The organism is Shewanella submarina, assembly GCF_042646185.1.
In the GTDB taxonomy this organism is placed as follows: domain Bacteria; phylum Pseudomonadota; class Gammaproteobacteria; order Enterobacterales; family Shewanellaceae; genus Shewanella; species Shewanella corallii.
In genome coordinates this window covers 121,829-148,111 of record NZ_JBHRTD010000012.1, presented here as the reverse complement: position 1 = coordinate 148,111, position 26,283 = coordinate 121,829, and the positions used below count along the sequence as shown (strand labels likewise).

The 26,283-nt window shown below is 50.6% G+C and carries 25 protein-coding genes; 12 read left to right on the top strand and 13 right to left on the bottom strand.

Annotation, left to right across the window (positions count from 1 at the left end):
• Positions 1 to 18 precede the first annotated feature (18 nt).
• Positions 19 to 384 (bottom strand): DUF2750 domain-containing protein, encoded by a 366-nt coding sequence (locus tag ACFOE0_RS09625; protein WP_115134590.1) that lies wholly within the window; start codon positions 382 to 384, stop codon positions 19 to 21.
• A 264-nt stretch (positions 385 to 648) separates the two neighbouring features.
• Between ACFOE0_RS09625 and ACFOE0_RS09620 the strand changes: the two genes are divergently transcribed.
• The 3 genes from ACFOE0_RS09620 to ACFOE0_RS09610 all read left to right on the top strand — a co-directional run bounded on the left by ACFOE0_RS09620 (position 649) and on the right by ACFOE0_RS09610 (position 3,364).
• Positions 649 to 1,818 (top strand): lytic murein transglycosylase, encoded by a 1,170-nt coding sequence (locus ACFOE0_RS09620; protein WP_380711989.1) that lies wholly within the window; start codon positions 649 to 651, stop codon positions 1,816 to 1,818.
• Between the two features lie 25 nt (positions 1,819 to 1,843).
• Positions 1,844 to 2,329: an FKBP-type peptidyl-prolyl cis-trans isomerase gene (locus tag ACFOE0_RS09615; protein ID WP_248935671.1), complete on the top strand. Its 486-nt coding sequence runs from the start codon at positions 1,844 to 1,846 to the stop codon at positions 2,327 to 2,329.
• A gap of 129 nt (positions 2,330 to 2,458) precedes the next feature.
• Positions 2,459 to 3,364, top strand: a complete 906-nt coding sequence (locus tag ACFOE0_RS09610) for a hypothetical protein (protein WP_248935670.1) — start codon at positions 2,459 to 2,461, stop codon at positions 3,362 to 3,364.
• A gap of 30 nt (positions 3,365 to 3,394) precedes the next feature.
• On the opposite strand, the gene ACFOE0_RS09605 is transcribed toward ACFOE0_RS09610, so the two are convergent.
• The gene (locus ACFOE0_RS09605; RefSeq protein ID WP_248935669.1) at positions 3,395 to 4,333 is read right to left on the bottom strand and encodes an aminoglycoside phosphotransferase family protein; all 939 of its coding nucleotides are present in this window, start codon (positions 4,331 to 4,333) and stop codon (positions 3,395 to 3,397) included.
• A 31-nt stretch (positions 4,334 to 4,364) separates the two neighbouring features.
• Here ACFOE0_RS09605 and ACFOE0_RS09600 point away from each other — a divergent pair, with 31 nt between their 5' ends.
• The gene (locus ACFOE0_RS09600; RefSeq protein ID WP_115137641.1) at positions 4,365 to 4,595 is read left to right on the top strand and encodes a DUF3389 family protein; all 231 of its coding nucleotides are present in this window, start codon (positions 4,365 to 4,367) and stop codon (positions 4,593 to 4,595) included.
• Between the two features lie 76 nt (positions 4,596 to 4,671).
• Here ACFOE0_RS09600 and ACFOE0_RS09595 read toward each other — a convergent pair whose 3' ends face one another.
• Positions 4,672 to 5,676, bottom strand: coding sequence for a glutathione S-transferase family protein (locus ACFOE0_RS09595; RefSeq protein WP_248935668.1), 1,005 nt, complete (start codon positions 5,674 to 5,676; stop codon positions 4,672 to 4,674).
• Positions 5,677 to 5,841: 165 nt separating this feature from the next.
• Between ACFOE0_RS09595 and ACFOE0_RS09590 the strand changes: the two genes are divergently transcribed.
• Both ACFOE0_RS09590 and ushA read left to right on the top strand, forming a co-directional pair.
• Positions 5,842 to 6,501, top strand: a complete 660-nt coding sequence (locus tag ACFOE0_RS09590; RefSeq protein ID WP_248935667.1) for an alpha/beta hydrolase — start codon at positions 5,842 to 5,844, stop codon at positions 6,499 to 6,501.
• Between the two features lie 203 nt (positions 6,502 to 6,704).
• On the top strand, positions 6,705 to 8,423 hold the full coding sequence (ushA, locus tag ACFOE0_RS09585) for a bifunctional UDP-sugar hydrolase/5'-nucleotidase UshA (protein WP_248935666.1): 1,719 nt from the start codon (positions 6,705 to 6,707) through the stop codon (positions 8,421 to 8,423).
• 84 nt (positions 8,424 to 8,507) lie between these two features.
• Here ushA and ACFOE0_RS09580 read toward each other — a convergent pair whose 3' ends face one another.
• Both ACFOE0_RS09580 and ppsR read right to left on the bottom strand, forming a co-directional pair.
• A complete protein-coding gene (locus tag ACFOE0_RS09580) occupies positions 8,508 to 9,569 on the bottom strand; it encodes a 3-deoxy-7-phosphoheptulonate synthase (RefSeq protein ID WP_248935665.1) in 1,062 nt (353 codons plus the stop codon).
• Positions 9,570 to 9,793: 224 nt separating this feature from the next.
• Positions 9,794 to 10,606 (bottom strand): posphoenolpyruvate synthetase regulatory kinase/phosphorylase PpsR, encoded by an 813-nt coding sequence (ppsR, locus tag ACFOE0_RS09575; protein WP_115137646.1) that lies wholly within the window; start codon positions 10,604 to 10,606, stop codon positions 9,794 to 9,796.
• Between the two features lie 126 nt (positions 10,607 to 10,732).
• On the opposite strand from ppsR, the gene ppsA reads away from it, so the two are divergent.
• The 5 genes from ppsA to ACFOE0_RS09550 all read left to right on the top strand — a co-directional run bounded on the left by ppsA (position 10,733) and on the right by ACFOE0_RS09550 (position 17,916).
• Positions 10,733 to 13,105 (top strand): phosphoenolpyruvate synthase, encoded by a 2,373-nt coding sequence (ppsA, locus tag ACFOE0_RS09570; RefSeq protein WP_248935664.1) that lies wholly within the window; start codon positions 10,733 to 10,735, stop codon positions 13,103 to 13,105.
• 169 nt (positions 13,106 to 13,274) lie between these two features.
• Entirely contained in the window at positions 13,275 to 16,334 is a 3,060-nt protein-coding gene (ydiJ, locus tag ACFOE0_RS09565) for a D-2-hydroxyglutarate dehydrogenase YdiJ (protein WP_248935663.1), read from the top strand.
• A gap of 31 nt (positions 16,335 to 16,365) precedes the next feature.
• A complete protein-coding gene (locus ACFOE0_RS09560; protein WP_248935662.1) occupies positions 16,366 to 16,827 on the top strand; it encodes a DUF1285 domain-containing protein in 462 nt (153 codons plus the stop codon).
• Positions 16,828 to 16,976: 149 nt separating this feature from the next.
• Positions 16,977 to 17,396, top strand: a complete 420-nt coding sequence (locus ACFOE0_RS09555) for a MarR family winged helix-turn-helix transcriptional regulator (protein WP_248935661.1) — start codon at positions 16,977 to 16,979, stop codon at positions 17,394 to 17,396.
• A 235-nt stretch (positions 17,397 to 17,631) separates the two neighbouring features.
• Positions 17,632 to 17,916 (top strand): PliI family lysozyme inhibitor of I-type lysozyme, encoded by a 285-nt coding sequence (locus tag ACFOE0_RS09550; protein WP_248935660.1) that lies wholly within the window; start codon positions 17,632 to 17,634, stop codon positions 17,914 to 17,916.
• Positions 17,917 to 17,958: 42 nt separating this feature from the next.
• Here ACFOE0_RS09550 and ACFOE0_RS09545 read toward each other — a convergent pair whose 3' ends face one another.
• Positions 17,959 to 18,312 carry a hypothetical protein gene (locus ACFOE0_RS09545; RefSeq protein WP_115137652.1) on the bottom strand — a complete coding sequence of 118 codons (354 nt, stop codon included), beginning with the start codon at positions 18,310 to 18,312 and terminating at the stop codon, positions 17,959 to 17,961.
• Positions 18,313 to 18,501: 189 nt separating this feature from the next.
• Positions 18,502 to 19,533 (bottom strand): Leu/Phe/Val dehydrogenase, encoded by a 1,032-nt coding sequence (locus ACFOE0_RS09540; protein WP_248935659.1) that lies wholly within the window; start codon positions 19,531 to 19,533, stop codon positions 18,502 to 18,504.
• A gap of 324 nt (positions 19,534 to 19,857) precedes the next feature.
• On the opposite strand from ACFOE0_RS09540, the gene ACFOE0_RS09535 reads away from it, so the two are divergent.
• Positions 19,858 to 20,328 carry a DUF4826 family protein gene (locus ACFOE0_RS09535; protein ID WP_248935658.1) on the top strand — a complete coding sequence of 157 codons (471 nt, stop codon included), beginning with the start codon at positions 19,858 to 19,860 and terminating at the stop codon, positions 20,326 to 20,328.
• 113 nt (positions 20,329 to 20,441) lie between these two features.
• Here ACFOE0_RS09535 and ACFOE0_RS09530 read toward each other — a convergent pair whose 3' ends face one another.
• The 6 genes from ACFOE0_RS09530 to rluE form a co-directional block, all read right to left on the bottom strand.
• Positions 20,442 to 21,584, bottom strand: a complete 1,143-nt coding sequence (locus ACFOE0_RS09530; RefSeq protein WP_248935657.1) for a ribosomal protein uL16 3-hydroxylase — start codon at positions 21,582 to 21,584, stop codon at positions 20,442 to 20,444.
• Positions 21,585 to 21,737: 153 nt separating this feature from the next.
• Positions 21,738 to 23,108: an adenylosuccinate lyase gene (gene purB / locus ACFOE0_RS09525; protein WP_248935656.1), complete on the bottom strand. Its 1,371-nt coding sequence runs from the start codon at positions 23,106 to 23,108 to the stop codon at positions 21,738 to 21,740.
• A gap of 30 nt (positions 23,109 to 23,138) precedes the next feature.
• A complete protein-coding gene (hflD, locus tag ACFOE0_RS09520; RefSeq protein WP_248935655.1) occupies positions 23,139 to 23,756 on the bottom strand; it encodes a high frequency lysogenization protein HflD in 618 nt (205 codons plus the stop codon).
• A gap of 3 nt (positions 23,757 to 23,759) precedes the next feature.
• Complete coding sequence (mnmA, locus tag ACFOE0_RS09515) at positions 23,760 to 24,878, bottom strand: tRNA 2-thiouridine(34) synthase MnmA (protein ID WP_248935654.1); 1,119 nt, start codon at positions 24,876 to 24,878, stop codon at positions 23,760 to 23,762.
• Positions 24,879 to 24,997: 119 nt separating this feature from the next.
• Complete coding sequence (locus tag ACFOE0_RS09510; RefSeq protein ID WP_248935653.1) at positions 24,998 to 25,474, bottom strand: NUDIX hydrolase; 477 nt, start codon at positions 25,472 to 25,474, stop codon at positions 24,998 to 25,000.
• Between the two features lie 61 nt (positions 25,475 to 25,535).
• On the bottom strand, positions 25,536 to 26,243 hold the full coding sequence (rluE, locus tag ACFOE0_RS09505; RefSeq protein ID WP_248935652.1) for a 23S rRNA pseudouridine(2457) synthase RluE: 708 nt from the start codon (positions 26,241 to 26,243) through the stop codon (positions 25,536 to 25,538).
• Positions 26,244 to 26,283: the final 40 nt, after the last annotated feature.

Here is a 26,283-nt window from a genome sequence, read left to right as displayed (position 1 = left end):
GTTTCAGGTAATCCGGGATTACTTACTTTCTTCTTCGACGTGAGCCAGTTCTTTGGCCAGTTCGATTGGGTCCATCTCCAGACAGTCGTTTTCGCCGTCCCAGTCTACACCCACAAGTACACCATCATCGTTGAAGTCAGAAACCCAGTACTCCAGAAAGTCGACCAGCGGGATCGCTGCAGGCTGGTAGTCAGCCCATTCGTCTGTACAGTGGGTTTTGGCCTTTTCTTCAGTAGACCAAAGCGGCATAACATCTGTCTCTTCGAACTCAACAGAGTCACATACTACCCAACCTTCACCAGTCTGGTCCTGCAGTCCCCAAACACACTGGCTGTCTTTGACGTTTTCAATAAATGCTGCCAGAGCTGGCGTTAATTCAGACATGCTTATCCCCTTTGGTTTATTAGCCCCGGCATTATAACGTGTCATTAATGGCGGGGGTCAATGAAATCCAGGTTACAAAGGGCACCATTTTGACTTTAACTGGTCAAAATTAAGCAAATCAGTGCTTCTCCTCCAAAATCTTGATTGTTATCACGGTCACTATGGGTCAGGATGAAGCTCATTGAATTCGAACATAGAGTTCGACAAGGGACGGACAAGTACGGAGCAGCGGAATTGAAGAAGTACCATTCGCTTTTCGCCATCATGCTGGTAGCCGGTGGCGCCAGTGCTGGCACACAAACCCCGCTTGATGAAGCCGGGTTCAAGCGCTGTCTGGTCAGTTTACAGGAAACGGCCAGAGCAGAAGGGATCGATGAAACCATAGTGACTGACACTCTGGGCAATCTGAAGATTGTCAATCGGGTGATTCAGCTGGATCGCAAGCAACCGGAATTTACTCAGACCTTCGCCGGTTACTTCAATAAAAGAGTGACTGACTGGCGGGTACAGCAGGGGCGAAAGTTGTTAAAAGAGCATCGCCCTTTGCTTGATAAACTCACCAAAGAGTATGGTGTTCCTCCCCAGTATCTGGTTGCTTTCTGGGGAATGGAAACCAACTTTGGCGGTTACAAAGGCAAAATGCCTGTGCTGGATTCGCTGGCGACGCTGGCCTGTGATCACAGACGCAGTGCCTACTTTACCCAGGAGCTGATGCAGGCACTGAAGCTTAAACAAAAATATGGCTTCAGTGACGACAAAATGGTGGGCTCATGGGCCGGTGCCATGGGGCACACACAGTTTATGCCAACAGCCTACGCCAACTATGCCGTTGATGGTGACGGCGACGGTAAAGCGGACCTGTGGAACAGCACAGATGATGCACTGTCATCAGCCGCTTACTTTCTACAGCAACTGGGCTGGCATCGTAATGAGCGCTGGGGACGTGAAGTCACTCTGCCGAAAGATTTTGACTACGCCCATCTGAGTGATGGCAAAACCAAGACACTGGCAGATTGGGCAAAGCTGGGCCTGACTCAGGCCAATGGCGGCAAGCTTCCCGCTCTGGATATGCAGGCGACATTACATGTACCGGCGGGTCACACTGGACCGGCATTCATCACTTATCAGAACTTTGATGTGATGATGCGTTGGAATCGCTCTGTATTTTATGCGCTGTCGGTAGGTCACCTTGCCGATCGGATTGCAGGTGCAGGTCATCTACAGGTGCCTGCGCCAGAGCAGCAAGCTCTGTCCCGGGAAACGATTAAACAGATGCAGTCCAAACTTAATGATTTGGGGTATGACGTCGGTAAGCCTGATGGTATCCTCGGCCCCAAATCCATAGCAGGCCTGAGATCTTATCAGCTCAGTAAAGGATTGGTGGCTGATGGTTTCCCTCAGCAGCAAACTTTACAGGTGATGGGCCTGTTGTAAGCAGATTGAGAAAAGAGATACAGAGATGACAGTACAGGACAATATGGTGGTGCAGTTCCACTACACCCTGAAAGATGAAAACGGCGACGTGCTGGAAAGCAATCTTGGTCAGGACCCCATCGCTTATTTGCATGGCAATGACAATATGATGCCGGGTATTGAGAATGAGCTGGAAGGCAAAGCTGTGGGTGACAAGCTGACAGTAACCCCTGATCCAGCCGACACCTATGGCGAAGTGATTGAAGATGCTATTCAACGGGTACCTGTTAAGCACCTGATGGGAGCCAAAGTGTGGAAGCCAGGTATGGCAGCCATAGTGCACACAGATCAGGGCCAGCGTCAGGTGACTGTGGTTAAAGTGGGTAAGTTTATGGCAGATATTGATATCAACCACCCGCTGGCAGGCCGCACTTTGACATTTGAACTGGAAGTGGCTGGTGTGCGTGAAGCGACAGATGAAGAGATTGCCCATGGTCATGCCCATGGCGTTGGTGGTCATCACCACGACTAATCTGATATTCGCTCTATTAGGCCCGGCAATCGCCGGGCCTTTTTGTGTCTGTTAACTATTTCGGGTAAGGGTCTTATTCACCGAGACCTGCTAGCTTCGTCAGTTAAGGCTTACTTGTGGAGCGTTGACATGGATGATGAAAAGCTGGAACTTATAGAAAGACGACTTGCAGAGAACATAACCAAAAGAGTCCAATCCCAATTATTCAGGGTGTATACCACTGCAGGTTTGGCGGTAATCGCTGTGCTGGGGATTTTGGGCGTCAGTGTTCTTTCCTCCGTGGAAGGTCATATAAAGGAGTTGGCCCGTGGCAAATTTGAAGAACAGCGGCGTAAGATTGATGAATTGTTCATTGATAGTCAGGTAAGGGCCAACACGGCGAAGTCGCTAATCACTGAAACCAGTGAGCAGCTTGAGCGGTTCAGACCCAAGGCGGACCAGTTGGATAGCACACTGGATAGAATTGAGTATGTGCACGATATGTCCAATAACCTGAGCGAAACTTACCAACGTGACATTCAGCCCCTGGAGCAGAAAGTAGATGCACTTGGCGAGCAACTTGCAGCTTTGGCTTCGCAATTGAACGCTCTCAATGCCCTGTTGTCGAGCGCCCCTTCGGTAGACCAAAGTGCGCAAACAAAAATCAGAGATAATATCAGCGCTGTGATTAAACATTCTGAACGAATTGAGCAGTCACTGGAGCAGGCAAAGAACAGGGAGACGGTTTATTTCCAATTTGCAGGTGGAGCCAGGGAGCAAGCTGTTGCTTTATCCAGGTGTCTGAAAGCCGGTGGTTATATTGTTCCCGGAGAGGAAAGGACGACCTCTGCGATTGATAAGAAGGAGATCCGTTATTTTCATGAATCTGATAAGCCTATAGCTGAAGATCTGGTTCAGGAACTCAATGCCTGCCTGGCCCTTGGGGGATACGTTACCCGGGTGACACTGGCCGACTTTTCATCTTATGCAGGTAAAAAGAATCGTCAGGGAGTCATGGAGGTGTGGCTTGAACTGCCATTAAGGCGGGGAAGTTGAGCAGAGGGCTTGCCGTAAGTGCCGATGACGCTATTCACCGAACTCGGCGCTTAGCCAGGCCAGATGATTGGATATCTGGCTGGTAAATCCATAGGGCTGGCCGAATGTCACCGCATACCAGACAACAAATATTGCTTTGCGTCGCTGATAGTACTGCATTCTTCTGGGTAATGAATCAGGTTGCAGCGCCTGCCAAAGCGAGTCAGAGCCGGTTTTTCTGTAAGCGGCAACAGCACGCTTAAATGTCTCAGGAGTCATTATCCGCGCCAGTGCAGCAAAATCCCTGGCGGGCTCTGCAAGACAGATATCAGAAAAGTCCAACACGCCAGCCACGCGTTGCTGATCCGGCTCAAACAACAGATTTGCCTTTCCCAGGTCATTGTGACAGCAGACTAAAAAATGTTGGTGCTGCTCCCACTGTGGATACCATTCAGTAAAATAGCGTCTTGCCGAATCGACAGTGCTTTTGGGTAATAACGCTGAGACTGCTGACAGCAATTCGCCAGGCAGATCTTCATCGCCATAGGGATAACTTGTGATCCTGGGTGACAGATTATTCAGGCTATGCAACCGGGCAAGAAAATGCCCCAATTGCGTTGCGGCGCTTGTGGAGACCTTGCTACCAGCCTTAAGGTGCTCACCGGGCAGGCGGGGATAAAGCATTACCTCGAGGTGCGCTTCGCCAAGTTGCAGTTTGTAAAGCTCTGCTTTGGGAAGCAATGCGCCCACGTCAGTGTCGGCCAGCCTGTCCAGCACGTATTTTTCCAGTGGTAGTCTGGGACGTAAGATCTGGTGAGTGTGCTTGTGGGTGAGGGGTTTAGGGATTCTTAATACCCAGCGGTGATTAACCTTAAGAATATTATTGGACCAGCCACTGGTGTTGACCTGCAGGTGGGTAACAGGTTCTTCTATCCACAGACTGATTTGCTGCCTGACCAATTTACTGCAAAGCTCGTCTCCCTGATACAATAGCTGCCCCTTCCAGTATTAAATTCACAAAATGATCATTGAACTGTCTCATAGTAAGTTGATTCTGACGCCTTTTGAAATCCAGATCAGAATGAGTCCGTCCGGCACTGTGTTAAGTGCCATGGTAGAAGATCTTAAGTTGCGCAAGGAGGTGCTGGTGTTAAGTGCGGATGCTGGTGCGGTCAGGTGGAGCCTGAAGCTGGATAACCAGCAACAGGCTGACGACCTAGTGGACTTTATTGGCGAGCAAATTCTTCTGTGACTATTATTCTGTGACTATCCAGGGGCTGTCGCTCTTTGAAAGCGAGCGAAATTCAACCAGCAAAGGTCGGCAGAGCCTAATTGTCAGTACGGCCATGGGGTGAGTTGTAATCCACCTCTGGTCCTTTGGGGACTACCCGGGTTGGATTGACCTGGCTATGGCTGAAATAGTAATGCTGCTTGATATGTTCAAAGTTGACCGTTTCGGCAATGCCGGGTTGTTGGTACAGATCTCTCAGGTAGCCCGGAACAGCCTGGTAATCTTCAATGCGCTTTTTGTTGGTTTTAAAGTGGCCCACGTAAACCGAATCGAAACGGATTAGTGTGGTAAACAAGCGCCAGTCAGCTTCGGTAATCTGATTGCCGGTCAAATATCTCCGGGTTTGCAACAGGGTATCCAGCTTATCCAGAGCATCGAACAGATCATCAAATGCGTGCTCATAAGCTTCCTGGGTCGTCGCAAAACCCGCCCGGTAAACGCCGTTGTTGATATTGGGGTAGATCCAATCATTGAGAGCATCAATCTCATCGGTTAACTCTGCAGGATAAAGATCCATAGTGTTACCTGTAATCCCATTAAAGGCAGTATTGAACATACGGATGATCTCTGAAGACTCATTACTGACTATGGTTTGGGTTTGCTTATCCCAGAGCACCGGCACGGTGACACGACCGGAATAGTCAGCAGCTGCCTTGGTATACACCTGATACAAAAAGTCAAAACCGTATAGCGGTTCTTTGTTTGCGCCCTCAATATGTCTGGCTGTTTCACTTTGATTTGGGCCCGCAAATTCCCAGCCATTCGCCAGCATATGAGGCTCCACCACAGTGATATCCAGGTGAGATTCAAGTCCTTTGAGCTTACGATAAATCAGGGTTCTGTGGGCCCAGGGGCATGCCAGCGATACATAGAGGTGATAGCGTCCGCTTTCAGCCGGGAACCCCTGCTGACCATCCGGACCGGGTGAGCCATCTGCCGTCAGCCAGTTTCTGAACCTGGCATCTTCCCGCACATATTTTCCCTGGTTACTTTTAGTGTCGTACCATTGGTCAACCCATTGACCATTTTGCAATAAACCCATTGTTGCTGCCTCTTTGGATGCGTGATTGACTTTATATTGGTATCTGGGGCTTTTGGGGTAAATGCGAAAATATCGACAAAGTTATTCGCTTTTGCTGATAACAGAGAATTTGCGTATCCTTGCCACTCCCATGATTGGGACAAGATAACATTTCAGGAGCTTTGAATGACAATAGATGCGGTAGTGATTGAGCCGCCGGCAGAGGCGAATGCTGCGGTAATTTGGCTGCATGGACTGGGAGATTCAGGTGATGGTTTTGCCCCGATTGTTCCGGCATTTAATCTTGGCGGTGCCCACGGTATTCGCTTTGTTTTCCCCAATGCCCCTGAGCAAGCGGTAACCATTAATAACGGTTACATCATGCGGTCCTGGTATGACATCAAGAGTATGAACCTGCTGGAAAGAGCTGATCTGGCCGGTGTGCTTGAGTCAGAGAAGCGGGTACGGGCGCTGATTGAAGACCAAATTGCCAAGGGCATTCCGTCTGAACGCATTATTCTGGCTGGTTTCAGCCAGGGTGGGGTGATGACGCTGTTTACTGCGTTGCGTCTGGAATACAAGTTGGCGGGTGTTCTGGCTCTATCCTGCTATTTGCCGGGTGGCGACAAGCTGCCGGATAGCTTGCATGAAGCCAATAAAGAAACGCCAATCCTGCAGATGCACGGTGAGCAGGATGATGTGGTCCCCAAGTCAGCTGGCCTGTTGGCTAACCATGCGCTGGTTCAGGGAGGCTATCGCTCCAGCTGGTTAACCTACCCTATGGGGCACAGTGTGCATCCTGAGCAGATAGTGGCCATCCGTAACTGGTTAATGACACGGTTTTGAACGCTCTGCTGAGCTGATCTTTCATGCTCAATAATCAAACGCCTGCTTTTGAAAGCAGGCGTTTTTGTTTGTTCACTTTTTGTCGATTTTCTGCTCATATTCAAGGCTGAATTGTGGGGCGTTGAGAGGAATCCTGTTATCATCTGCTTCAAATAAAGGAGAGCCCACTTTGATGGGACGTTAACGTCGTTTGAAAAGGATTTATGTCAGTATTTTCCCCTCGTGTTGCCGGTACCGGGCTGGGGCTGCTTATTGCAGCTCTGCTGGGCGGATGCCAGTCAGCACCATCTCCCCAAAATTGCGCCCAGGCCGGTGACGCCTGTGTGAAGTTCTCTCTTTTGCATACCAATGACCATCATGGTCGCTTCTGGCGAAATAAAGATGATGAGTACGGCATGGCTGCCCGCAAGACGCTGGTTGCGCAGCAGCGTGCCGCGATTGAGGCCAGTGGTGGTGCCAGCTTGTTACTGTCGGGCGGCGATATCAATACCGGGGTGCCCGAGTCAGACATGCAGGACGCCGTCCCGGATTTTATTGGCATGAACCTGATTGGTTATGACGCAATGGCGGTGGGCAACCATGAGTTTGACAACGACCTTGATGTATTGAATATGCAGCAGGAGTTGGCGACCTTTCCCATGCTGGCGGCCAATATCTACCGTCGTGATGAGCATGGGCTTATCAGCGCTGAACGTTACTTCGAGCCGTATCGGATATTTGACTTGAATGGCGTCAGAGTCGCAGTTGTCGGCATGACCACCAAGGACACTGCGCATCTGGTGCATCCGGACAATGTTGCGTCAGTTTATTTCGCCGACCCCATCACGGAAATGCCTAAGGTACTGAATGAGCTCAAGGCGTCCGGTGAACAGGTGGATCTGGTCTTCGCTCTGACGCATATGGGGCATTACGCCGACGGTAACCACGGCAGCGAAGCGCCCGGAGATGTGATGATGGCCAGAGCGCTGCCTGTCGGACACTTGCATGGTGTCATTGGTGGCCACTCTCAAAACCCTGTTTGTATGGAGCCTGAGGGCAATCGCTATGCCGATTTTAAACCCGGGGATGATTGCTTGCCGGATAACCAGAATGGCACCTGGATTATGCAGGCCCAAGAATGGGGTAAGTATGTTGGACGCGCCGATTTTGGGTTTTATCAGGGAAAGGTGGAGCTGCTGAATTATCGCCTGATCCCGGTAAACCTTAAGGTTAAAGACGCCTCGGGAAATACGGTGCTGGCAACGGCTGAGATCCCGGAGGATGCCGATGTGTTGGCAACCCTGTCTCCTTATCAGCAAACCGGTCAGGAGCTGCTGGATAAACGTATTGCTCAATCGACGACATTCTTTGATGGCGAGCGTGCCAGTGTCCGTAGTCGTCAAACCAATCTTGGACACCTGTTGGGAGAGGCTTTCCGCACTCACAAGCTTATCAATGCTGACTTTGCCGTGGTGAATTCCGGGGGGATTCGGGCTTCGCTTCAGCAAGGAGAGATTAGCTACCGTGATGTGCTGACGGTTCAGCCGTTTGGCAACTTTATTACTCGTGCCAGCATGTCCGGTGCCGAGTTGGAGAGCTATCTGGGTAAGTTGACGGGCCTGACAGGCGGCGGTTTCGCACAGTTGAGTAATATCAGGCTGGATGTTAATTGTGACGCAGGAACAGTGGACATTCATGATATCGCCGGGAAAGGCTTCTCCCGTGACGGCCAATATACATTTGCTATTTCAGGCTTCAGTGCCGCCGGTGGCGATGGCTATCCGAAAATCAACTCAGTCAATATGCAGCAAACCGACGCTGAAATGCTGAAAGCTTATCTGCAATCCCTTGGACAAGTGACTGATGAGGGCTTTAGTCTGGAAAACAAGGTGAAGTATTTCTCAGGTGGCAAGCAGGTATTTAATTGTGCAGCGATGCCGTGATTTAACCTTTATGTCGTCATAAAAAATGCCCCGCAACAGAGTTGGCGGGGCATTTTATTGCCTTAATGGCAGCTGAGGTCTTGGCTATTTCAGCTTATCCATACGGGCACGGGAAGCTTGAGCCAGCTTACGCAACAGGGCTTCTGAGTCAGCCCAGTGCAGGCAGGCATCTGTGATGCTCTTACCGTATTCCAGTTCCTGACCTTCAACCACTTTCTGGTTGCCCTCTTCAATAAAACTCTCAGCCATAATGCCGGCAATAGTGGTATCACCTGTGGCAATTTGTGCCATCACATCGTCGGCCACATCCAGCTGACGTTTGTGCTGCTTTTGACTGTTGCCATGGCTGAAGTCCACGACGATGCGTGGGTTCAGGCCAACCTCTTGCAACTGCTCACGGGTACGGGCGATATCTTCCGCACTGTAGTTCGGCTTTTTACCACCGCGCAGAATGATATGACCATGAGGGTTACCGTGAGTACGGTACACCGCCATAGCGCCATCTTTGTCGGGTGAGTAGAATATATGGGGGACGCGGGATGCGCGCACAGCATCAACAGCAATATTGATATTGCCGTCGGTACCATTCTTAAAGCCAACCGGGCAGGACAGGGCAGATGCCATTTCGCGGTGAACCTGACTTTCTGTGGTGCGGGCACCAATAGCGCCCCAGGTGATCAGGTCTGCAATGTACTGACCGTTTACCATATCGAGGAACTCGGTGGCGATTGGCAGTTTCAGCTCAGTGATTTGCTGCAGCAACTGACGGGCCAGACGCAGTCCTTTATTGGGGCTGAAAGAACCATCCAGATCCGGATCAGAGATCAGGCCTTTCCAACCAACAATAGTGCGTGGCTTTTCAAAGTACACACGCATCAGAATGCACAGATCCTGCTTCAATTCCTGATGCATAGCAGATAGGCGTTCGGCATATTCCAACGCAGCTTTGGTGTCATGGATAGAGCAGGGGCCAACAATCACCAGCAAGCGCTGATCTTTGCCTTCCAGAATCGCTTCCACTTCCCGGCGTTGTTGCACCAGGTAGTCGGCAGCTTCCTGAGTGAGTGGATATTCCGCTGCCAACTGGGCAGGAGAGATCACTTTACAGAGTAAGGATGTACGTAGTTCGTCGGTTTTAATGGTCATTCACTGTACCGGAGCATTCGTTATCAGGCGCTTTTTCGCCAACTTGAGAAGGATTATAACGAATCCAGTCAGTGTGCACAGGGGCAAGTGCACTAATATTCACCAACTGGCTAATGATTTTGTTTTAACTTGGAATTTTTAGTGATTAGCCAGCGGATTCAGGGCCAATCAGCATAAAAAAGGGCAAAAAGTTACCTTTATGCCCTGGGGAGAGTTCTGAAAATTTAGAACATATGGCGTTTCAGGCCGGCAATATCGATGATTTTTGCGGCAATCTCTTCCACGCTGTGGTTGGAGGTATCCACATAGGGGATACGTTCCTTCTTATATAGCATCTCCACTTCTTTCACTTCGATACGGCACTGGCGCATGGAGGAGTATCGACTGTTCTCCATGCGGGTCTGGCGGATCTCATGCAGACGGGCCGGGTCGATCGTTAAGCCAAACAGCTTATGTTTATTACGCTTGAGCGCTTCGGGTAGTTTGAGGTTATCCATATCCTCTTCGGTAAATGGATAATTCGCTGCTTTTATACCAAACTGCATTGAGAGGTACAGGCTGGATGGGGTTTTGCCACAACGGGATACTCCAATAAGAATAATGTCTGCACTGTCCATATTCTTCATGGTCTGGCCGTCGTCATTATCCAGGGTAAAGTTGATGGCGTTGATTCGGGACTCATAACCTGCGTTGGCCATACCATGAGTTCTATGCAGTGCAGGCGTTGCTTTTATACCCAGTTGTTGTTCGAGTGGCGAAACAAAGGTGTTGAGGAAGTCGTAATCCAGGCCCTCACTTGAGTAGATAATGTCCCTGATTTCCGGTTGAACAATGGAATGGAACACTAAAGGGCGTTCTCCTGTTGTAATAAAACAATCATTGATCTGTTTTTTTACAGCATTAGCCTTATCGATTGTCTCCACGAAAGGGATGGTAAGTGATTCAAATTCCATCGGAAATTGAGAGAGAACTGCGTGGCCAAACACCTCGGCTGTGATGGCGGTACCGTCGGAAATATAAAACACATTGCGAGCCATTCTGACCTCTTGTAGTAATAAAATTACAAATAAAATTATGCATTTACGCTAACTTTTCGGGAGTGTAGAATGCCCGTGCCCTCGTGTGAAGGGGCCATTGAAATAAAAACTTGCGGAGATAGAACTGTGCAGCAATATGTACTCTGGTATCAGGAATTAGGCATGGGCGACGTCAACACTGTTGGCGGTAAAAACGCTTCTCTGGGTGAGATGATCAGCAATCTCTCCAATGCCGGTGTTCAAGTACCTGGTGGCTTTGCGACAACGTCCCATGCGTTCAATGAGTTTTTGGAACAAAGTGGACTTAACCAAAAGATTTACGAGACGCTTGACACCCTGGATGTGGATGATGTCAACGCACTCGCCAAGGCCGGTGCACAGATCAGACAATGGGTTATCGATACCCCTTTCCAGCCAGAATTAGAAAAGGCCGTTCACGAAGCCTACGACAAGCTGTCCTCTGAAACCCTCGACGCTTCCTTCGCTGTTCGTTCATCCGCGACTGCCGAAGATATGCCGGATGCTTCTTTTGCCGGCCAACAGGAAACCTTCCTGAACGTGAAAGGCTACGATTCTGTTATCGTTGCCATCAAACACGTATTTGCCTCCCTGTTTAACGACCGTGCTATCTCCTATCGTGTGCACCAGGGTTATGACCACCGTGGTGTGGCTCTGTCCGCTGGCGTGCAGCGCATGGTTCGTTCCGACAAAGCTGCCTCAGGTGTGATGTTTACCATCGACACTGAATCCGGTAACGATGACGTGGTATTTGTGACCTCTTCATTCGGTCTGGGTGAAATGGTGGTACAGGGCGCAGTAAACCCTGACGAATTTTATGTTCACAAGCCAACCCTGACTGCAGGCCACAAGGCTGTGGTACGCCGCAACATCGGCAGCAAGCTGATCCAGATGGTGTACTCAGACGATGCCTCTCACGGTAAGCAGGTGAAAATTGAAGATGTAGCCGCCGAGCAGCGCCGTACTTTCTCCATCTCTGATGAAGAGGTGATGGAACTGGCCAAGCAGGCGATGGTCATTGAAAAGCACTATGGTCGTCCAATGGACATCGAGTGGGCCAAAGATGGCAACGATGGCCGTCTGTACATTGTTCAGGCCCGTCCTGAAACTGTACGCTCACGCGAAGATGTTCAGCTGATTGAGCGCTACCACCTGAAGAGTGCCAAGACTGAAGTGGTATCTGAAGGTCGTGCAATCGGTCACAAGATTGGTTCTGGTGTTGCCAAGGTACTGAAATCCATCGACGAGATGGACAAGATCCAGCCAGGCGACGTACTGGTTACCGACATGACTGACCCGGACTGGGAACCCATCATGAAGCGCGCCAGCGCCATTGTGACCAACCGAGGTGGCCGTACCTGTCACGCTGCGATTATCGCCCGTGAACTGGGTGTACCTGCGGTAGTGGGTTGTGGTGATGTGACTGACCGTATCCAGAATGGTCAGGAAGTCACGGTATCCTGTGCTGAAGGTGATACTGGTTACATCTATGACGGCAAGCTGGATTTCGAAGTGGTTTCCAGCCGTGTGGACTCCATGCCTGAACTGCCTATGAAGGTGATGATGAACGTGGGTAACCCTGACCGTGCCTTCGACTTCGCCCGTCTGCCAAACGAAGGTGTGGGTCTGGCCCGTCTTGAATTCATCATCAACCGTATGATCGGTATTCACCCTAAAGCCCTGCTGGAATTTGACCAGCAGACGCCAGCGCTGCAGGAAGAGATCATCGAGATGATCGCCGGTTACGACTCTCCTGTTGAGTATTATGTAGCCCGTCTGGTGGAAGGTATTGCTTCTATCGCGGCAGCCTTCCATCCGAAGAAGGTGATTGTGCGTATGTCTGACTTCAAGTCAAACGAGTACGCCAACCTGGTCGGTGGTGACCGCTACGAGCCAGAGGAAGAGAACCCAATGCTGGGCTTCCGTGGTGCCAGTCGTTACATCTCCGAGTCTTTCCGCGATTGTTTCGCACTTGAATGTGAAGCCATCAAGCGTGTTCGCAACGACATGGGTCTGAAGAATGTGGAAATCATGATCCCATTCGTTCGCACTCTGTCTGAAGCTGAGCAGGTGATTGAACTGCTGAAAGAGCAAGGTCTGGAGCGTGGTAAAGACGGTCTGCGCGTTATCATGATGTGCGAACTGCCATCCAACGCCCTGCTGGCAGATCAGTTCCTGGAGCACTTCGATGGCTTCTCCATCGGCTCCAACGACCTGACTCAGCTGACTCTGGGTCTGGACCGTGACTCTGGCATTATCAGCCACCTGTTTGATGAGCGTAACGAAGCGGTGAAAGCGCTGCTGGCGATGGCTATCAAGGCAGCCAAGGCTAAAGGTGCCTATGTAGGTATCTGTGGTCAGGGCCCTTCAGACCATGCTGATTTCGCGGCCTGGTTGGTTGAGCAGGGCATCGACACTGTATCGCTGAACCCTGATACCGTGATTGATACTTGGTTGTATCTGGCTGAAGAGCACGCTTAATCTACTCAGTAGATAAATTAAAAACCGCCTCAGGGCGGTTTTTTTATGGCTTCAGTTTTTCGATTTTGTGGCCAATATGAAACTTGTCTTACCTACTGATCACTGGCAGCGTATTACTGGTATCATATTCAACATTATTACAACGAATTAGAAGTCGAGCTGCCACCCTATGCTGCCCCGTATTACCCATGAACAGACCCTGGAACCTGTCTATCTGGCGTTCCTCGAGGCTCTTGAATCCTCCTCTTTTTCCGGCGATATCGATGCTCGCTACAACGCCCGTTTGGCGCAGGCGACTGATAACTCTGTATACCAGTTTCTGCCTCAGGCTGTGCTTTACCCCAAAACCACGGCTGACGTGCAAACGGCATTGAAGCTGGCGGCCAAACCTGAATTTGAAAAGGTTGTCTTTTCCGCCCGGGGAGGCGGCACCGGCACCAATGGTCAGTCGCTTACCCATGGTTTGATCCTGGATATGTCGCGCCATATGAACCGGGTGATAGAGGTCAATGCCGAGGAGGGCTGGGTCAGGGTGGAAGCCGGTGTGGTTAAAGATCAATTGAATGATGCGCTGCGTCCCCACGGTTTCTTTTTCAGCCCGGATCTGTCCACTTCCAACCGGGCGACGCTGGGAGGCATGATTAATACCGATGCATCGGGTGCTGGCTCTTTGGTGTATGGCAAGACCTCTGATCATGTGCTTGAACTTAAGTCTGTGCTGGTGGATGGCAGTCAGCTGGACACCCGGCCTGTGGGAATCGAAGAGCTGCATCACCCTATGGCGCTTGCCAGCAGCTCGCTGGGCCAAAGTATCATTACTCAAATCTCAGAGGCGACCAGGGCCAAACGAGAGCAGATTATTGAGACTTTTCCTCCGCTCAACCGTTTTCTAACCGGCTATGACCTCAAGCACGTGTGGAATGATGGACTCGACAGTTTTGATTTGTCCCGTATTCTGGCGGGCTCAGAGGGGACTTTAGCAGTCATTACCGAGGCGAAACTCAATATCACGCCGCTGCCAAAATGCCGTGCCATGGTGAACATCAAGTATGACTCTTTTGAGTCTGCCTTGCGTCATGCTCCAGAGCTGGTCAAGGCCAATGCCACCGTGGTGGAAACCATTGACTCCAAAGTGCTTAACCTTGCCCGGGAAGACATTATCTGGCACTCGGTGTCAGCCTTGATTGAAGAGGTTGAGGGTAAAACCATCATGGGGCTCAACATGGTGGAATTCGCCGGTGAAGAAGCGGATGTACGCGGTCGCCTGTCTGCCCTGATACAGAGACTTGAAACTGAAATTGCCAGCGGTGAAACATCAGGCAGCAGCGGCGTGGTGGGCTTTCAGTTTACCCATGATGCCGCCAGCATTAACCGTATCTACGCCATGCGTAAAAAGGCGGTGGGTCTGCTGGGTGCGACCAAGGGCAGCCGTAAGCCGATCGCCTTTGCTGAGGACACGGCAGTCCCCCCTGAGCATCTGGCCGACTTTATTATGGAGTTCCGTGCGCTGCTGGATGACAAGCAGCTACAGTACGGCATGTTTGGCCATGTGGATGCGGGGGTATTGCATGTGCGTCCGGCGCTGGATATGTGTGACCCTGATGATGAAAAACTGCTGCGCACATTGTCTGACGAAGTGGCTGGGTTAACCCGTAAATATGGTGGTCTGATGTGGGGCGAGCATGGCAAGGGGGTTCGTGGTGAGTATGCGCCGTCTGTATTTGGTGACGAACTCTATGACATGTTGCGGGATATCAAGACCTGGTTCGATCCCAACAACAAACTCAATCCGGGCAAGTTGGTTGCTCCCAGGGACCATGAACTGTGCTACGACGTCGACAGTGCCAAGCGCGGAAGTTTCGACCGCCAGATCCCGGTGAGTGTCAGAGAGGCCTTCCCTGATGTCATGAACTGTAACGGTAACGGCTTGTGCTTCAACTACAGTCACTACTCGCCCATGTGTCCATCATTTAAAGTGACCGGCGACCGGGTTCAATCTCCCAAGGGACGGGCAGGCCTGATGCGCGAGTGGCTAAGACTGCTGGAGCAACAGGGCGTAGACGCCAACTCCCTGAGCACACAAAAACCTCAAAGCTGGTTGGCGCGGGCACGTAACTCCTACCATGCCCAGCGGGATTACGACTACTCCCATGAGGTGATGGAGTCTCTTAAAGGGTGTCTGGCCTGTAAGGCATGTAGCGGTCAGTGCCCGGTCAAAGTGGATGTGCCCAAGTTCAGGGCCCAGTTCTATCAGGCTTACTATCAAAGATATTTGCGGCCGGTGAAAGATTATCTGGTGGCCGGTCTGGAAGACTCTTTGCCATTGATGGCAAAAATGCCCAGAGCCACTAACGCCCTTAGTGGCAACAAGCTGAGTCAGTGGGTGATGAAAAAGGCTCTGGGTTATGTGGATGCGCCGCTCTTGTCTGTGCCAACGCTGAAGCAACAGTTGGAGAATCATGCCTGTCTGGGCTATGAACTGGAAGACTTGAAAGCCATTGCCGAAGAGGAACGCAGCCGATATGTGCTGGTGGTGCAGGATCCATTTAACAGCTTCTATGATGCACCTTTAATTCTGGCACTGGTGAATTTGATTGAAGCATTGGGCTATAAGCCAGTGCTCCTCCCATTCAAGCCAAATGGTAAGCCTGCACATATTAAAGGCTTTTTGGAAAAGTTCGCCAGCCAGGCAGCAACCAGTGCCGGGTTCCTGAATGAGGTTCACCGCCTGGGCATGCCTATGGTTGGGATCGATCCTGCGCTGGTACTCGTATACAGAGATGAATATCGCCATGTGCTGGAACTGCAACGTGGTCAGTTTGAAGTCAGTCTTATTAACGAATGGTTGCTGACCGTATTGGCTGATACCGATGCACAACCGGCATCAGGCAAGCAGTTCACCTGGTTCAGCCACTGCACTGAGTCCACAGCCAAACCATCGACAGGGGCAGAATGGCAGAAAATATTCAGTCATTTGGGCGCTTCTTTAAAAACAGCAAATCTGGGATGCTGTGGAATGGCAGGTACTTATGGTCATGAGCTGGAGAATATCGAACGTTCAAAGACGCTGTATAAGATGTCATGGGAGAAGCAAATAGACGCCTTACCCAGAGAGCAGATCCTGGTATCAGGGTACTCCTGTCGCAGTCAGGTGAAGCGTTTATCCCGTTTCCGCCCCAAACATCCGGTCGAGGCGTTACTTGAATTGCTTCGACCTTCCTGTGATTGATTCAGCTGATAGTCAGCTTGAGGAAAGCAGAATGAGCAAAAGCGATCTGGCATCAGAAACACTCTCTTCATTCCGACAGGGAGCCGGCGTTTCCGGTGGTGCTTTACCCGAGTGGTGTGATGCAGACAAACCTATGTTTCATATTGATGCCGAAGGCCGGTGGCAGTATCTGGAGTCCCCGCTGCCGGTTAAGTTTGCGCGTTTGTTCTCCTCCATCCTTAAGTGTGTGGATGGGGTCTATCAACTGGTGACTCCGGTTGAAAGAGTGCTGGTTGAGGTCGAGCTGTATCCTCTGATCCTGGTGGATTATGACAAGCAGGGGAGTCAGTTCAAAGTGATGACCTCCCTGGGAACTGAGTTCATCGTGGAGGAGCAGGCGATAAGCTGTCTTGATGAGAACATCATTTGCAGTTTGCCTGATGGTTTGAGTGCAAGGTTTAACCGGGCCAGTTATTACCGCTTCATCAATGACTTTGTGTTGGGGGAGAGTTAACGACAAGCTGGCTGCAACTAAAACCCGGCTGCCACGGTCAAAATTAAAGTGGACCTCAACTAGAGTAATGGCAAATAGGTGGTAGTATTAAATAGTGCCCTGCAAGATTCCTTGGTTTTGCAGGCATTCGCTGGAAGAGGAGTAGTAGTTTGGATTGTTCTGAAAGCCTGGGTTATTTGGTCAGTCACCTTAACGTCTCGTTGCAAAATGAATTGAACGAGCGTTTGCACCGTTATGACCTTGATATTAAAGTCTGGCCTGTCCTTTTCTCGCTGTGGCAGGAGGAAGGGCTGACTCAAACTGAGCTCTCCAAACGCTGTGATGTTGCCAGCTACACAATGACCCGTCTGCTGGACCAAATGCAAAGTCAGGGCCTTATTACCCGCAACCAGGTTGCCGACAACCGTCGGGTATTCAAAATATTCCTCACCGATAATGCCAAAGCCATGGAGCAGGACGTTATTCGGGAAGCTGAGCGGGTGAACGACAAGTTCCTGAAGGAGCTTTCTGAGGACGAGCAGGCAGTGTTTATGCGCTTGCTCAATAAAATCAATCGTCTTCCTGACTAAACTGTACCTCACATTATTCTGTTGCCAGTGATACAGTGCAAATAGTGTCACTGGCTTACTTATGGTGCTGGATATGTACAGCTTCAAACTCCCCCTGATCACGGTTTTCACGACAATTCTGTTGAGTGGTTGTGGTCATCTGACATCTGACCCGTCAGCCATTAACGTGTCAGCGAGCAGTCCAGCTCTTTCGCAATCTAATATATCGACCCATGGGTCAGGGATATTCAGTCAGGTGATCAAGCTTGATGATGGTCGCGACCTGGTGATTACAGAAGGGAGTGATGAGCCCAGATCTATCGGCAGCGTGACGGCGCTGTTATACCGTAATCTGGACGTTGGCGACTTTGAAACGGGCCTGAGTTTTGCCCGGGAAGGCTTTGTGACTGACGCTGTACTGCAACAACCGGGAAAGGTAAAAGTGACGACAACCAGCGCCGGCAGCGGCAGTTACTTGCAGGAATACTATATCTGCATTGGCAAAGCGTCCCTTAACTTGTGTGATGCCGGTTTGGAGTGACAATCTGAACATTCGCCCGGCAAAGGGCCCATTCTTCCAGAGTTACCAGATCAGTAGTGTAAGTGCTGAACCCATGGCAGCCGCTGACAGCAGATAGAGTCGGCGAGCCTGCCTTTGCTGGTGGTTTTTTCCCTGTTTCAGTGAGCATACATGCTCAAAGTCCCGGTTATGGTGGCGGTACAAGCGGCAAATTATCAATTGGCTGTCCGGCTCCACCAAAGTCGTAAGGCGATAATCATTACCACTTTCCGTACTGACCTGATATTCAGTCTGACCGGAAATATTAAATCGCTGTGATACCAGTTTATCGTCGACCCACAGTTTCTCCCATCCAGCCCAGTTGCTTGCCTGCAACTTAAATGTATGACCGCGATCCTGATGGAGAAAACTGATCATTAGTGCCTTCCTTTGCGTGATGATGGAGTACTAAATTAAGCAAAGGAAGTTGAAGTTTTCCAGCGTATAAATTCCGGATTGTAGGTATAGCTTTGTGGCTATTGGGAAAATTACTTTATAGCAAGAAGAAATAAAAAAGGGAGCTGTAATAAGCTCCCGTTATCGAATCAAATAAGGTCTTGATGTGCCTTATTTTGCTGCATTGATAATGGTGCGGGCCATCTCATCTGCGACATCACCTGTGGTGCGGTTCTGTTCGTCAGCCTGTTTGAAAATGGTGCTCAAGGTATCATAAATCTTTTCAACCTTGGCCGTTGAAGCTGCCGCATCATATTCATTTTCAAAGGAAACATTGATAATGCCTCCAGCATTTATCACATAGTCCGGCGCGTACAGAATACCCATCTCTTTCAGCGCTTCACCATGATGACGTTCTGCTAGTTGATTATTGGCACAACCGGCCACAATGCTGGCTTTCAGCAGCGGCAGGGTATGGTCATTGATGGTCGCACCCAAAGCGCAGGGGGCATAGATGTCGACATCCTGAGTGTAGATATCCTGAGGAGCAACCACAATGGCACCAAAGTCGTTCTTAACTCTGTCCAATGCCTCTTGATTTATGTCTGTGACGATAAGTTCGGCACCTTCTTCGTGCAGGTGTTTACACAGGTAATAACCGACATGGCCAATGCCCTGTACTGAGATTTTCAGACCTTTTACCGTATCCAGACCTCGCTGATGCTTTACCGCGGCCTTAATACCCAGAAACGTACCCAGTGCGGTGAATGGAGAGGGGTCGCCGCTCTTGCCTTCCAGACCTGCCATATAAGGCGTTTCCTGGTGAGCAATCATGATATCTGAAGTGGACACGCCCACATCTTCTGCAGAGTAGTAACGGCCACCCAGGCTGTCTACGGCACGTCCGAATGCTCGGAACAGTGCTTCTCTGTCGGCAGTTTTAGGGTCTGCCAGGATCACTGACTTTCCACCACCCATGCTCAGGCCTGCAAGGGCATTTTTATAAGTCATGCCCCGCGAAAGGCGCAGCACATCGGTCAGGGCCTCATCGTCTGACTCGTACTGCCACATGCGGCAGCCGCCAACGGCAGGGCCAAGATTGGTGTTATGGACGGCGATAATGGCCTTAAGGCCGGATTCTTCGTCATGGCAAAACATGACATGTTCGTGATTGTCAAAAGAAGGGTGATTGAATACAGCCACTTGCTTGTCCCCACTGAGAGTGTGTCCTTGGCCAGCAACGCGGTGCTTAGGGGCCGGACTTAGTGATATTGTTTGCGAAAACATAGCATTTCGGGATAAGCTCGACCAAAGACAGCCTGTATATTGAATGTGATCTGTGTGGCAATTTTGCTTTCCACTTTACGTTAACGTAAAGCTGGTCGGACAAGTTAATATAGCTTGAAACGACCCGGCAACATTCGGCAGGCGATGAGTATGTCAGAGGTAAACAATAATAATCTAATCTGACCGCTCTAAGCAGTGAAGCAGCATGAAACAATAAGAACACAAGAATTAGGAAGCAGTATGACTGAGCAGACAGTACCACCTACCTCCGAAGCCCCTCAATTGACACCAGAACAGGCTGCCCAGATGCAGCAGGAATGGGTGCGTGAACAGTTCCAGAAAGCCAACAAATTCCTGGCAGAAAAGGGAGTCATTCCCGGAAAGGTATTAACGGATCAAAGCCGTTATCTGGTGCCTTATGTTGCCGTATGGAAGATGGAATCCTCTCAACCAAAGAAAAAGCAGTTTTGGGTGATTTCCGGTGACCTGCCAACAGATTATGTGCCTGCGGATGTTGCGCCAAGTGCACGTGAAGCCATTAAACACTTCTCTCTGACCTGGCAATTAAAGGCAGAAAACCTGATCCAGACCGGAGCCGTTAAAGACCCAACACAGGCGAAATTCGCCAATATGTTGGTCTCCCGTGCCCAGAGCCTGTACCAAATGCAGCAAGATGAAAAGCTGTGGGGCGAACAGCAAGCTCAAGCCTGAAGATTTAGAGTCAAGGCGCTCGCACCAAATTGAAAAGGCACCCACCTGTTATGAGGGTGCCTTTCTTGTATTCAGTAAACTCTGTCTATAATGTGCCTGGCTCGCAGTGAGAATTACGCTTCGTCTGCATCAAAGTAATAGAGTCCCTGGTTAACCCAGTCAAGCAGGATTGCCGCGTTATGCTGATTGTTGCAAAGGGCTGTCGCAAGTTGTGGAGACAGTTGTTTGCTGTTGGCTATCTCGCTTAGTGTTGCCTCGTCCAATTCTGAAAACAACCAGGCTTCGCCATTGATAAAGAGTCTTGGTTGCACATCCTGCTCCAGTCGCAGCACTTTAAGCCCACCAATACGGCTGAGGTGGTTGTCGGTTGCAATTAACTTCGCCAACTCTTCGCTGCTGTAGGCGGGATCTGAAGGGCTGATATCCAAATCAAATCTGTTTTGGCTGAGCAGCCTGCCGAGAATATCGTTATAGGTGGACTTGTCTTCGATTAATGCTGTTAGCAGCTGCGCCATGCCGGACTGAGTAGAGAGTGACACCTGTCCCTGAGTGTCCTCTTTGATGGCAGAGGTAAAGCGCTGTTGTCCCCGGGAGTGATCCAGCAGAAAATCGGCAACTTCGCCAAACAGTTCCTGCTGTGATGGCGCCCGGTAACCTATGGAGTAGCTCATGGAAGGTTCCAGCGTGTTGCCTCTGTGGGGATAACCGGGGGGGATATACAGCAGATCACCAGGCTCCAAGACCACGTCAATCATTGGCTCAAAGTCTTCCACCAGTGGGGACTGGGGGTTATTGCCCCGGGGTTTGTAATTCCCCTTGTCACCTACAACCCAGTGTCTGCGACCTTCCCCCTGCAGAATAAACACATCATAGTTATCGATATGGGGACCGACGCCGCCCTGAGGCGTGGCAAAAGACACCATCAGGTCATCCAGTCGCCAGTCAGGCAGAAACCTGAGGCTATCCATCAATTCGTCAGTTTGCGGCAAATAATGGTTTACTGCCTGCACCAGCAGTTGCCAGTGGCTGTCGCCATATTCAGCAAAGTCCTCGAATGGGCCCTGATCGACATGCCAATCGTCCGCTTTGGTGACGACGATGCGTGAACTGATCTCGGCTTCCATCGCCATACCCGCCAGTTCATCCGGGGATAGAGGGTCGATAAAGTCACTATAGGCTCCTTTTATGACCAGGGGCTTTTGCTGCCAGTAGTGTTGGAGGAAGGCGGGGATATCAAGGTTTAGAGAATAGGGCATGCTACATCCTGTCACTGCACAAATTGACGGCAGTGTAACACAGGCAGGCATGGATATTGTGGTGAACTGGTGATTCAATCAAGCGTGTTGGAAACAAAAACGGCACCCCTGAGGATGCCGATTTTAGAATTGCTTGTTAGCTACAACCTGTGATTAGTTCAGGTCGTCTACAAAAGCAGCGGCGCGGCCAATATAGTTAGCCGGAGTCATCTTCTTCAGCTCTACCTTCACATCTTCCGGCAGTTCCAGAGCGTCGATAAAGGCAGCCAGCTGGGCGCCGTCAATGCGCTTACCACGGGTCAGCTCTTTCAGCTTCTCGTATGGCTTTTCGATACCATAGCGACGCATAACGGTTTGTACGGGCTCTGCCAGTACTTCCCAGTTCTGATCCAGCTCAGCCAGCAGGTGCTCCTGGTTCACTTCCAGCTTGCTCATACCTTTCAGGGTGGACTGGTAAGCAATCAAAGAGTGAGCCATGCCCACACCCAGGTTGCGCAGCACGGTAGAGTCAGTCAGGTCACGCTGCCAGCGGGACACAGGCAGTTTGGAAGCCAGGTGCTGCATGATGGCATTGGCGATACCCAGGTTGCCTTCGGAGTTTTCGAAGTCGATTGGGTTAACCTTGTGCGGCATGGTGGATGAACCGATTTCACCGGCAACCGTTTTTTGCTTGAAGTGACCCAGAGCAATGTAGCCCCATACATCACGGTCAAAGTCGATCAGCACAGTGTTGAAGCGGGCAATGGCGTCAAATAGCTCGGCGATATAGTCGTGTGGCTCGATCTGAGTGGTGTAAGCATTCCAGGTCAGGCCCAGACTGGTCACAAAGCGCTGAGACAGAGCATGCCAGTCAACTTCCGGGTAGGCAGACAGGTGAGCGTTGTAGTTACCCACTGCGCCGTTGATCTTACCCATGATCTCTACAGCTTCAATCTGCTTGACCTGACGTTCCAGACGCACGGCAACGTTAGCCATCTCTTTACCCAGAGTGGAAGGAGAGGCTGGCTGACCGTGGGTACGGGACATCAGTGGTACGTCACGGTAGTCACGGGCCAGCTGCTTAATGCCGTCAACCAACTGCTGGCAATATGGCAGCAGTACCTGCTCACGGGCTTCTTTGAGCATCAGACCGTGTGACAGGTTGTTGATATCTTCAGAGGTACAGGCAAAGTGCACAAACTCACCGATAGCGGCCAGTTCTGCATTGTCTGCAATTTTCTCTTTAATAAAGTACTCAACCGCTTTTACGTCGTGGTTGGTGGTCGCTTCAATGGTTTTCACCCGCAGCGCATCTTCTTCGCTGAAGTTGTCCTTGATGGCATCCAGCTGCGCCAGGGCTTCTTCGCTGAATGGTGGGACTTCGGTGATTTCAGGGCAACTGGAGAGGAGTTTCAACCAGTTGATTTCGACCTGAACACGATACTTGGTAAGACCGTACTCGCTGAAAATCCCACGCAGGGAGGCGGTTTTACTACCATAACGACCGTCTACCGGAGAGATCGCAGTCAGTGCGGAAAGATCCATTAAAAGCTCCTTGATGAACTTGGCTGATATTTATAGGGTGAGGCTGTTTTTAGCTGTATCCAGTATCGCTTTGCGCGAGAACACTAAATGTCTGCGTTTGCCGCCGAGTTGACGCCAAAGCACTGCACTGCGCATGGCGGCCAACAAGAGGGCGCGAATCTTTTGTTGTACCAGTGGCCGCTGCAAACAGGTTGGATTACCTGTAATCTGAATTTTCGGCCCCAACTCACTGATCACATCACTGTAGATACTGGCGAGGTTGGCGATAACCTGCTCGTCAGTGATCTGGAAGTGATTCAACTGGCGCTGTACCTGATTAATTCGCTCAGACAGCATGCCCATGGCATTGCCTGAAGCGCTCAGCTTACGTTCCAGCGCCAGTACGCCCACCAAATAGCGGGTGATTTCCATATCTTTGCGGTTGCCGTCACCCAGTTGATCCAACACCAGTCGGTAGCCGGTCTGCAGTGCAAACTTATCCGGATACACATCTGCCGCGGCATCAGGGTTGGTGACGTTAATCGTATTTAAACTGGCCGCCAGGGCGTCGATATCGGCTTCCCCGTGCCGGGCCAGTTTCTGGACCTGTGCCAGACATTGCAAAATGCCGGCAAATGCCATGGTCCTTTCATACAATGGGTTACTCAAGATTTATTCTCTTATCAATGTGTCGATAATGCCGCCACCCAGACAGATTTCACCGTCGTAAAATACGGCGGACTGTCCCGGTGTTACTGCTTCTACCTGTTCATCGAAAATCACCCTGATCTCACCTTCACCGGCAATATGCACGGTACAGGGGATATCTTTCTGGCGATAACGGGTTTTCACTGTGATGCGGGCACCTTCGGTTGGGCCTTTACGATCTACCCAGTGCAACTGGTTTACCGTCATGCCTTTGGACATCAGGCGAGGGTGGTTATGACCCTGGCCCACAACCAGTACGTTGCGGTCCATCTCTTTATCCACCACAAACCATGGGTCTTCGGAGCTGTTTTTCATACCACCGATACCCAGACCTTTACGCTGGCCCAGAGTGTGGTACATCAGGCCCTGATGCTGACCGATGACTTCACCTTCGGCAGTTTCAATATTGCCGGGTTGCGCTGGCAGGTAGTTGGCCAGGAAGTCTTTGAACTTACGCTCACCAATAAAGCAAATACCTGTGCTGTCCTTTTTATCGGCAGTGATCAGGCCTTGCTCTTCAGCAATGCGGCGCACTTCCGGCTTTTCCAGGTGGCCTACCGGGAACAGGCTGCGGGCAACCTGCTCGTGGCTCAGGGTGTACAGGAAGTAGCTTTGATCTTTGTTTCCATCCAAACCGCGCAACATCAACGTCTGGCCGTCCTCGGTATCATGGCGGCGCACATAGTGGCCCATGGCGATATAGTCGGCATCCAGAATGTCATCGGCGAATTCAAGGAAAGCTTTGAACTTAATTTCCTTGTTGCACATGATGTCCGGGTTTGGGGTACGACCGGCTTTATATTCAGCCAGAAAGTATTCGAATACGTTGTCCCAGTATTCGGCAGCAAAGTTTACTGTGTGCAGCTTTATGCCCAGCTTGTCGCAAACTGCCTGAGCATCCTTGAGGTCTTCCGCAGCAGCACAGTACTCGTCCGTGTCATCTTCTTCCCAGTTTTTCATAAACAGGCCTTCCACCTCATAGCCCTGCTGTTTAAGCAGATAGGCTGATACTGAGGAGTCAACACCGCCGGACATACCGACGATGACTTTTTTGCCTTGATGAGCAGGAACAATCGATGTCATAGATAGTTTTAAACCTGAAAAAATAGTAATGCTTCCGGCAATTGGGCTTTCCTCAGGAAGTTCAAGGCTTTTGAGGTGACCTAAATAATCGCCGGCTGTTTATGCGGGTGCGTATTCTATCACGCTTTAGAAGGGGTCGCTATCTGGAGGAAGTCGGCGTTGAGCAGATCTAATGGGCTTGCTTTGCCCTGGAGGTAATCCTGAACAGATTGTGTCACTAAAATGCTTCTGTGTTGATCGCGGCAGGCATTCAGTTCATCCAGCGATAACCAGCATGCCTGCTGGATTTGTGCATCCTGAGGGCAGGGGACAGGCATAGATTCCAGTTCCACCAGAAAGGTAAAACGCAGAAAAGCTAAATTCTGTTTTGCCGAAAACTGATAAATCCCAATCAGTTTCTCCGGTTCACGGTCAAGTCCGGTTTCCTCAAACAGCTCTCTGCGGCAGGCCTGAACCAGACTTTCATTGGCTTCGAGATGGCCTGCAGGTTGGTTCCAGCGTACCTGACCTTCGATAAGCTCTTTGACCATGAGGAAATGACCATCACAATGCACCACGCAGGCAACGGTGACATTAGGTCTGTATCTGTCAGTCATGGTCTGTTCCTTTTATCTGCTCAGCTGGAGTTGATTCCGTTCGTAGCAATGGGTGAGCAACTTATATATTTATCACCTTATACTGGCCATTTTCCAATGCATCGAGACGGTACTGCCCAATGGCATAGCGGATAAGCCTGAGGGTAGGGAAACCAATATGGGCGGTCATACGTCTGACCTGGCGGTTACGGCCCTCGCATATCTGCACTTCCAGCCAACTGGTGGGAATAGACTTGCGTTCCCTCACAGGAGGGTTGCGCAGCCATACCTGAGGCTCATCCATCAATCGTACTTTCGCCGGTAGCGTCATACCATCTTTCAGCTCGACGCCCTGGCGCAGTTTATCCAGATCCTCTTCGGTGGGAATGCCTTCAACCTGAACCCAATAGGTTTTGTAGGTTTTCTTTTTCGGCTCGGTCAGCCTGGATTGCAACAGACCGTCATTGGTCAGCAGTAACAGACCTTCACTGTCCCGGTCCAAACGTCCCGCAGCATAAACCCCTGGCACATCGATAAAATCTTTCAGCGTTTGGCGGCCCTGTTCGTCGGTAAACTGGCAAAGTACATCGAAAGGCTTGTTAAACAGCACGATGACAGGGTTTTCTACCCTGGGTTTGACTGCCCGGCGAGGTCCGCTTGTCCTGTTGCCTGAAGGACGGCTGGTATTGGAGGTACGCCCTGTTGGCGATTTGGACTGGTTACTTTTATTGCCGAATCCGGCACTGCGCTTATTTTGATGACTGCGCTTGTCTCGAGGAGAGTGTTGCACGTTTGGACGAAGAGTGATGAACAGGAATGTTGTACAGTTT

Excerpts from the sequence above, each read along its gene's own strand:
- ACFOE0_RS09625 (WP_115134590.1), bottom strand. The coding sequence starts at position 384 with ATGTCTGAATTAACGCCAGCTCTGGCAGCATTTATTGAAAACGTCAAA.
- ACFOE0_RS09620 (WP_380711989.1), top strand. The coding sequence starts at position 649 with ATGCTGGTAGCCGGTGGCGCCAGTGCTGGCACACAAACCCCGCTTGAT.
- ACFOE0_RS09615 (WP_248935671.1), top strand. The coding sequence starts at position 1,844 with ATGACAGTACAGGACAATATGGTGGTGCAGTTCCACTACACCCTGAAA.
- ACFOE0_RS09610 (WP_248935670.1), top strand. The coding sequence starts at position 2,459 with ATGGATGATGAAAAGCTGGAACTTATAGAAAGACGACTTGCAGAGAAC.
- ACFOE0_RS09600 (WP_115137641.1), top strand. The coding sequence starts at position 4,365 with ATGATCATTGAACTGTCTCATAGTAAGTTGATTCTGACGCCTTTTGAA.
- ACFOE0_RS09595 (WP_248935668.1), bottom strand. The coding sequence starts at position 5,676 with ATGGGTTTATTGCAAAATGGTCAATGGGTTGACCAATGGTACGACACT.
- ACFOE0_RS09590 (WP_248935667.1), top strand. The coding sequence starts at position 5,842 with ATGACAATAGATGCGGTAGTGATTGAGCCGCCGGCAGAGGCGAATGCT.
- ushA (WP_248935666.1), top strand. The coding sequence starts at position 6,705 with ATGTCAGTATTTTCCCCTCGTGTTGCCGGTACCGGGCTGGGGCTGCTT.
- ACFOE0_RS09580 (WP_248935665.1), bottom strand. The coding sequence starts at position 9,569 with ATGACCATTAAAACCGACGAACTACGTACATCCTTACTCTGTAAAGTG.
- ppsR (WP_115137646.1), bottom strand. The coding sequence starts at position 10,606 with ATGGCTCGCAATGTGTTTTATATTTCCGACGGTACCGCCATCACAGCC.
- ydiJ (WP_248935663.1), top strand. The coding sequence starts at position 13,275 with ATGCTGCCCCGTATTACCCATGAACAGACCCTGGAACCTGTCTATCTG.
- ACFOE0_RS09560 (WP_248935662.1), top strand. The coding sequence starts at position 16,366 with ATGAGCAAAAGCGATCTGGCATCAGAAACACTCTCTTCATTCCGACAG.
- ACFOE0_RS09545 (WP_115137652.1), bottom strand. The coding sequence starts at position 18,312 with ATGATCAGTTTTCTCCATCAGGATCGCGGTCATACATTTAAGTTGCAG.
- ACFOE0_RS09535 (WP_248935658.1), top strand. The coding sequence starts at position 19,858 with ATGACTGAGCAGACAGTACCACCTACCTCCGAAGCCCCTCAATTGACA.
- ACFOE0_RS09530 (WP_248935657.1), bottom strand. The coding sequence starts at position 21,584 with ATGCCCTATTCTCTAAACCTTGATATCCCCGCCTTCCTCCAACACTAC.
- purB (WP_248935656.1), bottom strand. The coding sequence starts at position 23,108 with ATGGATCTTTCCGCACTGACTGCGATCTCTCCGGTAGACGGTCGTTAT.
- mnmA (WP_248935654.1), bottom strand. The coding sequence starts at position 24,878 with ATGACATCGATTGTTCCTGCTCATCAAGGCAAAAAAGTCATCGTCGGT.
- ACFOE0_RS09510 (WP_248935653.1), bottom strand. The coding sequence starts at position 25,474 with ATGACTGACAGATACAGACCTAATGTCACCGTTGCCTGCGTGGTGCAT.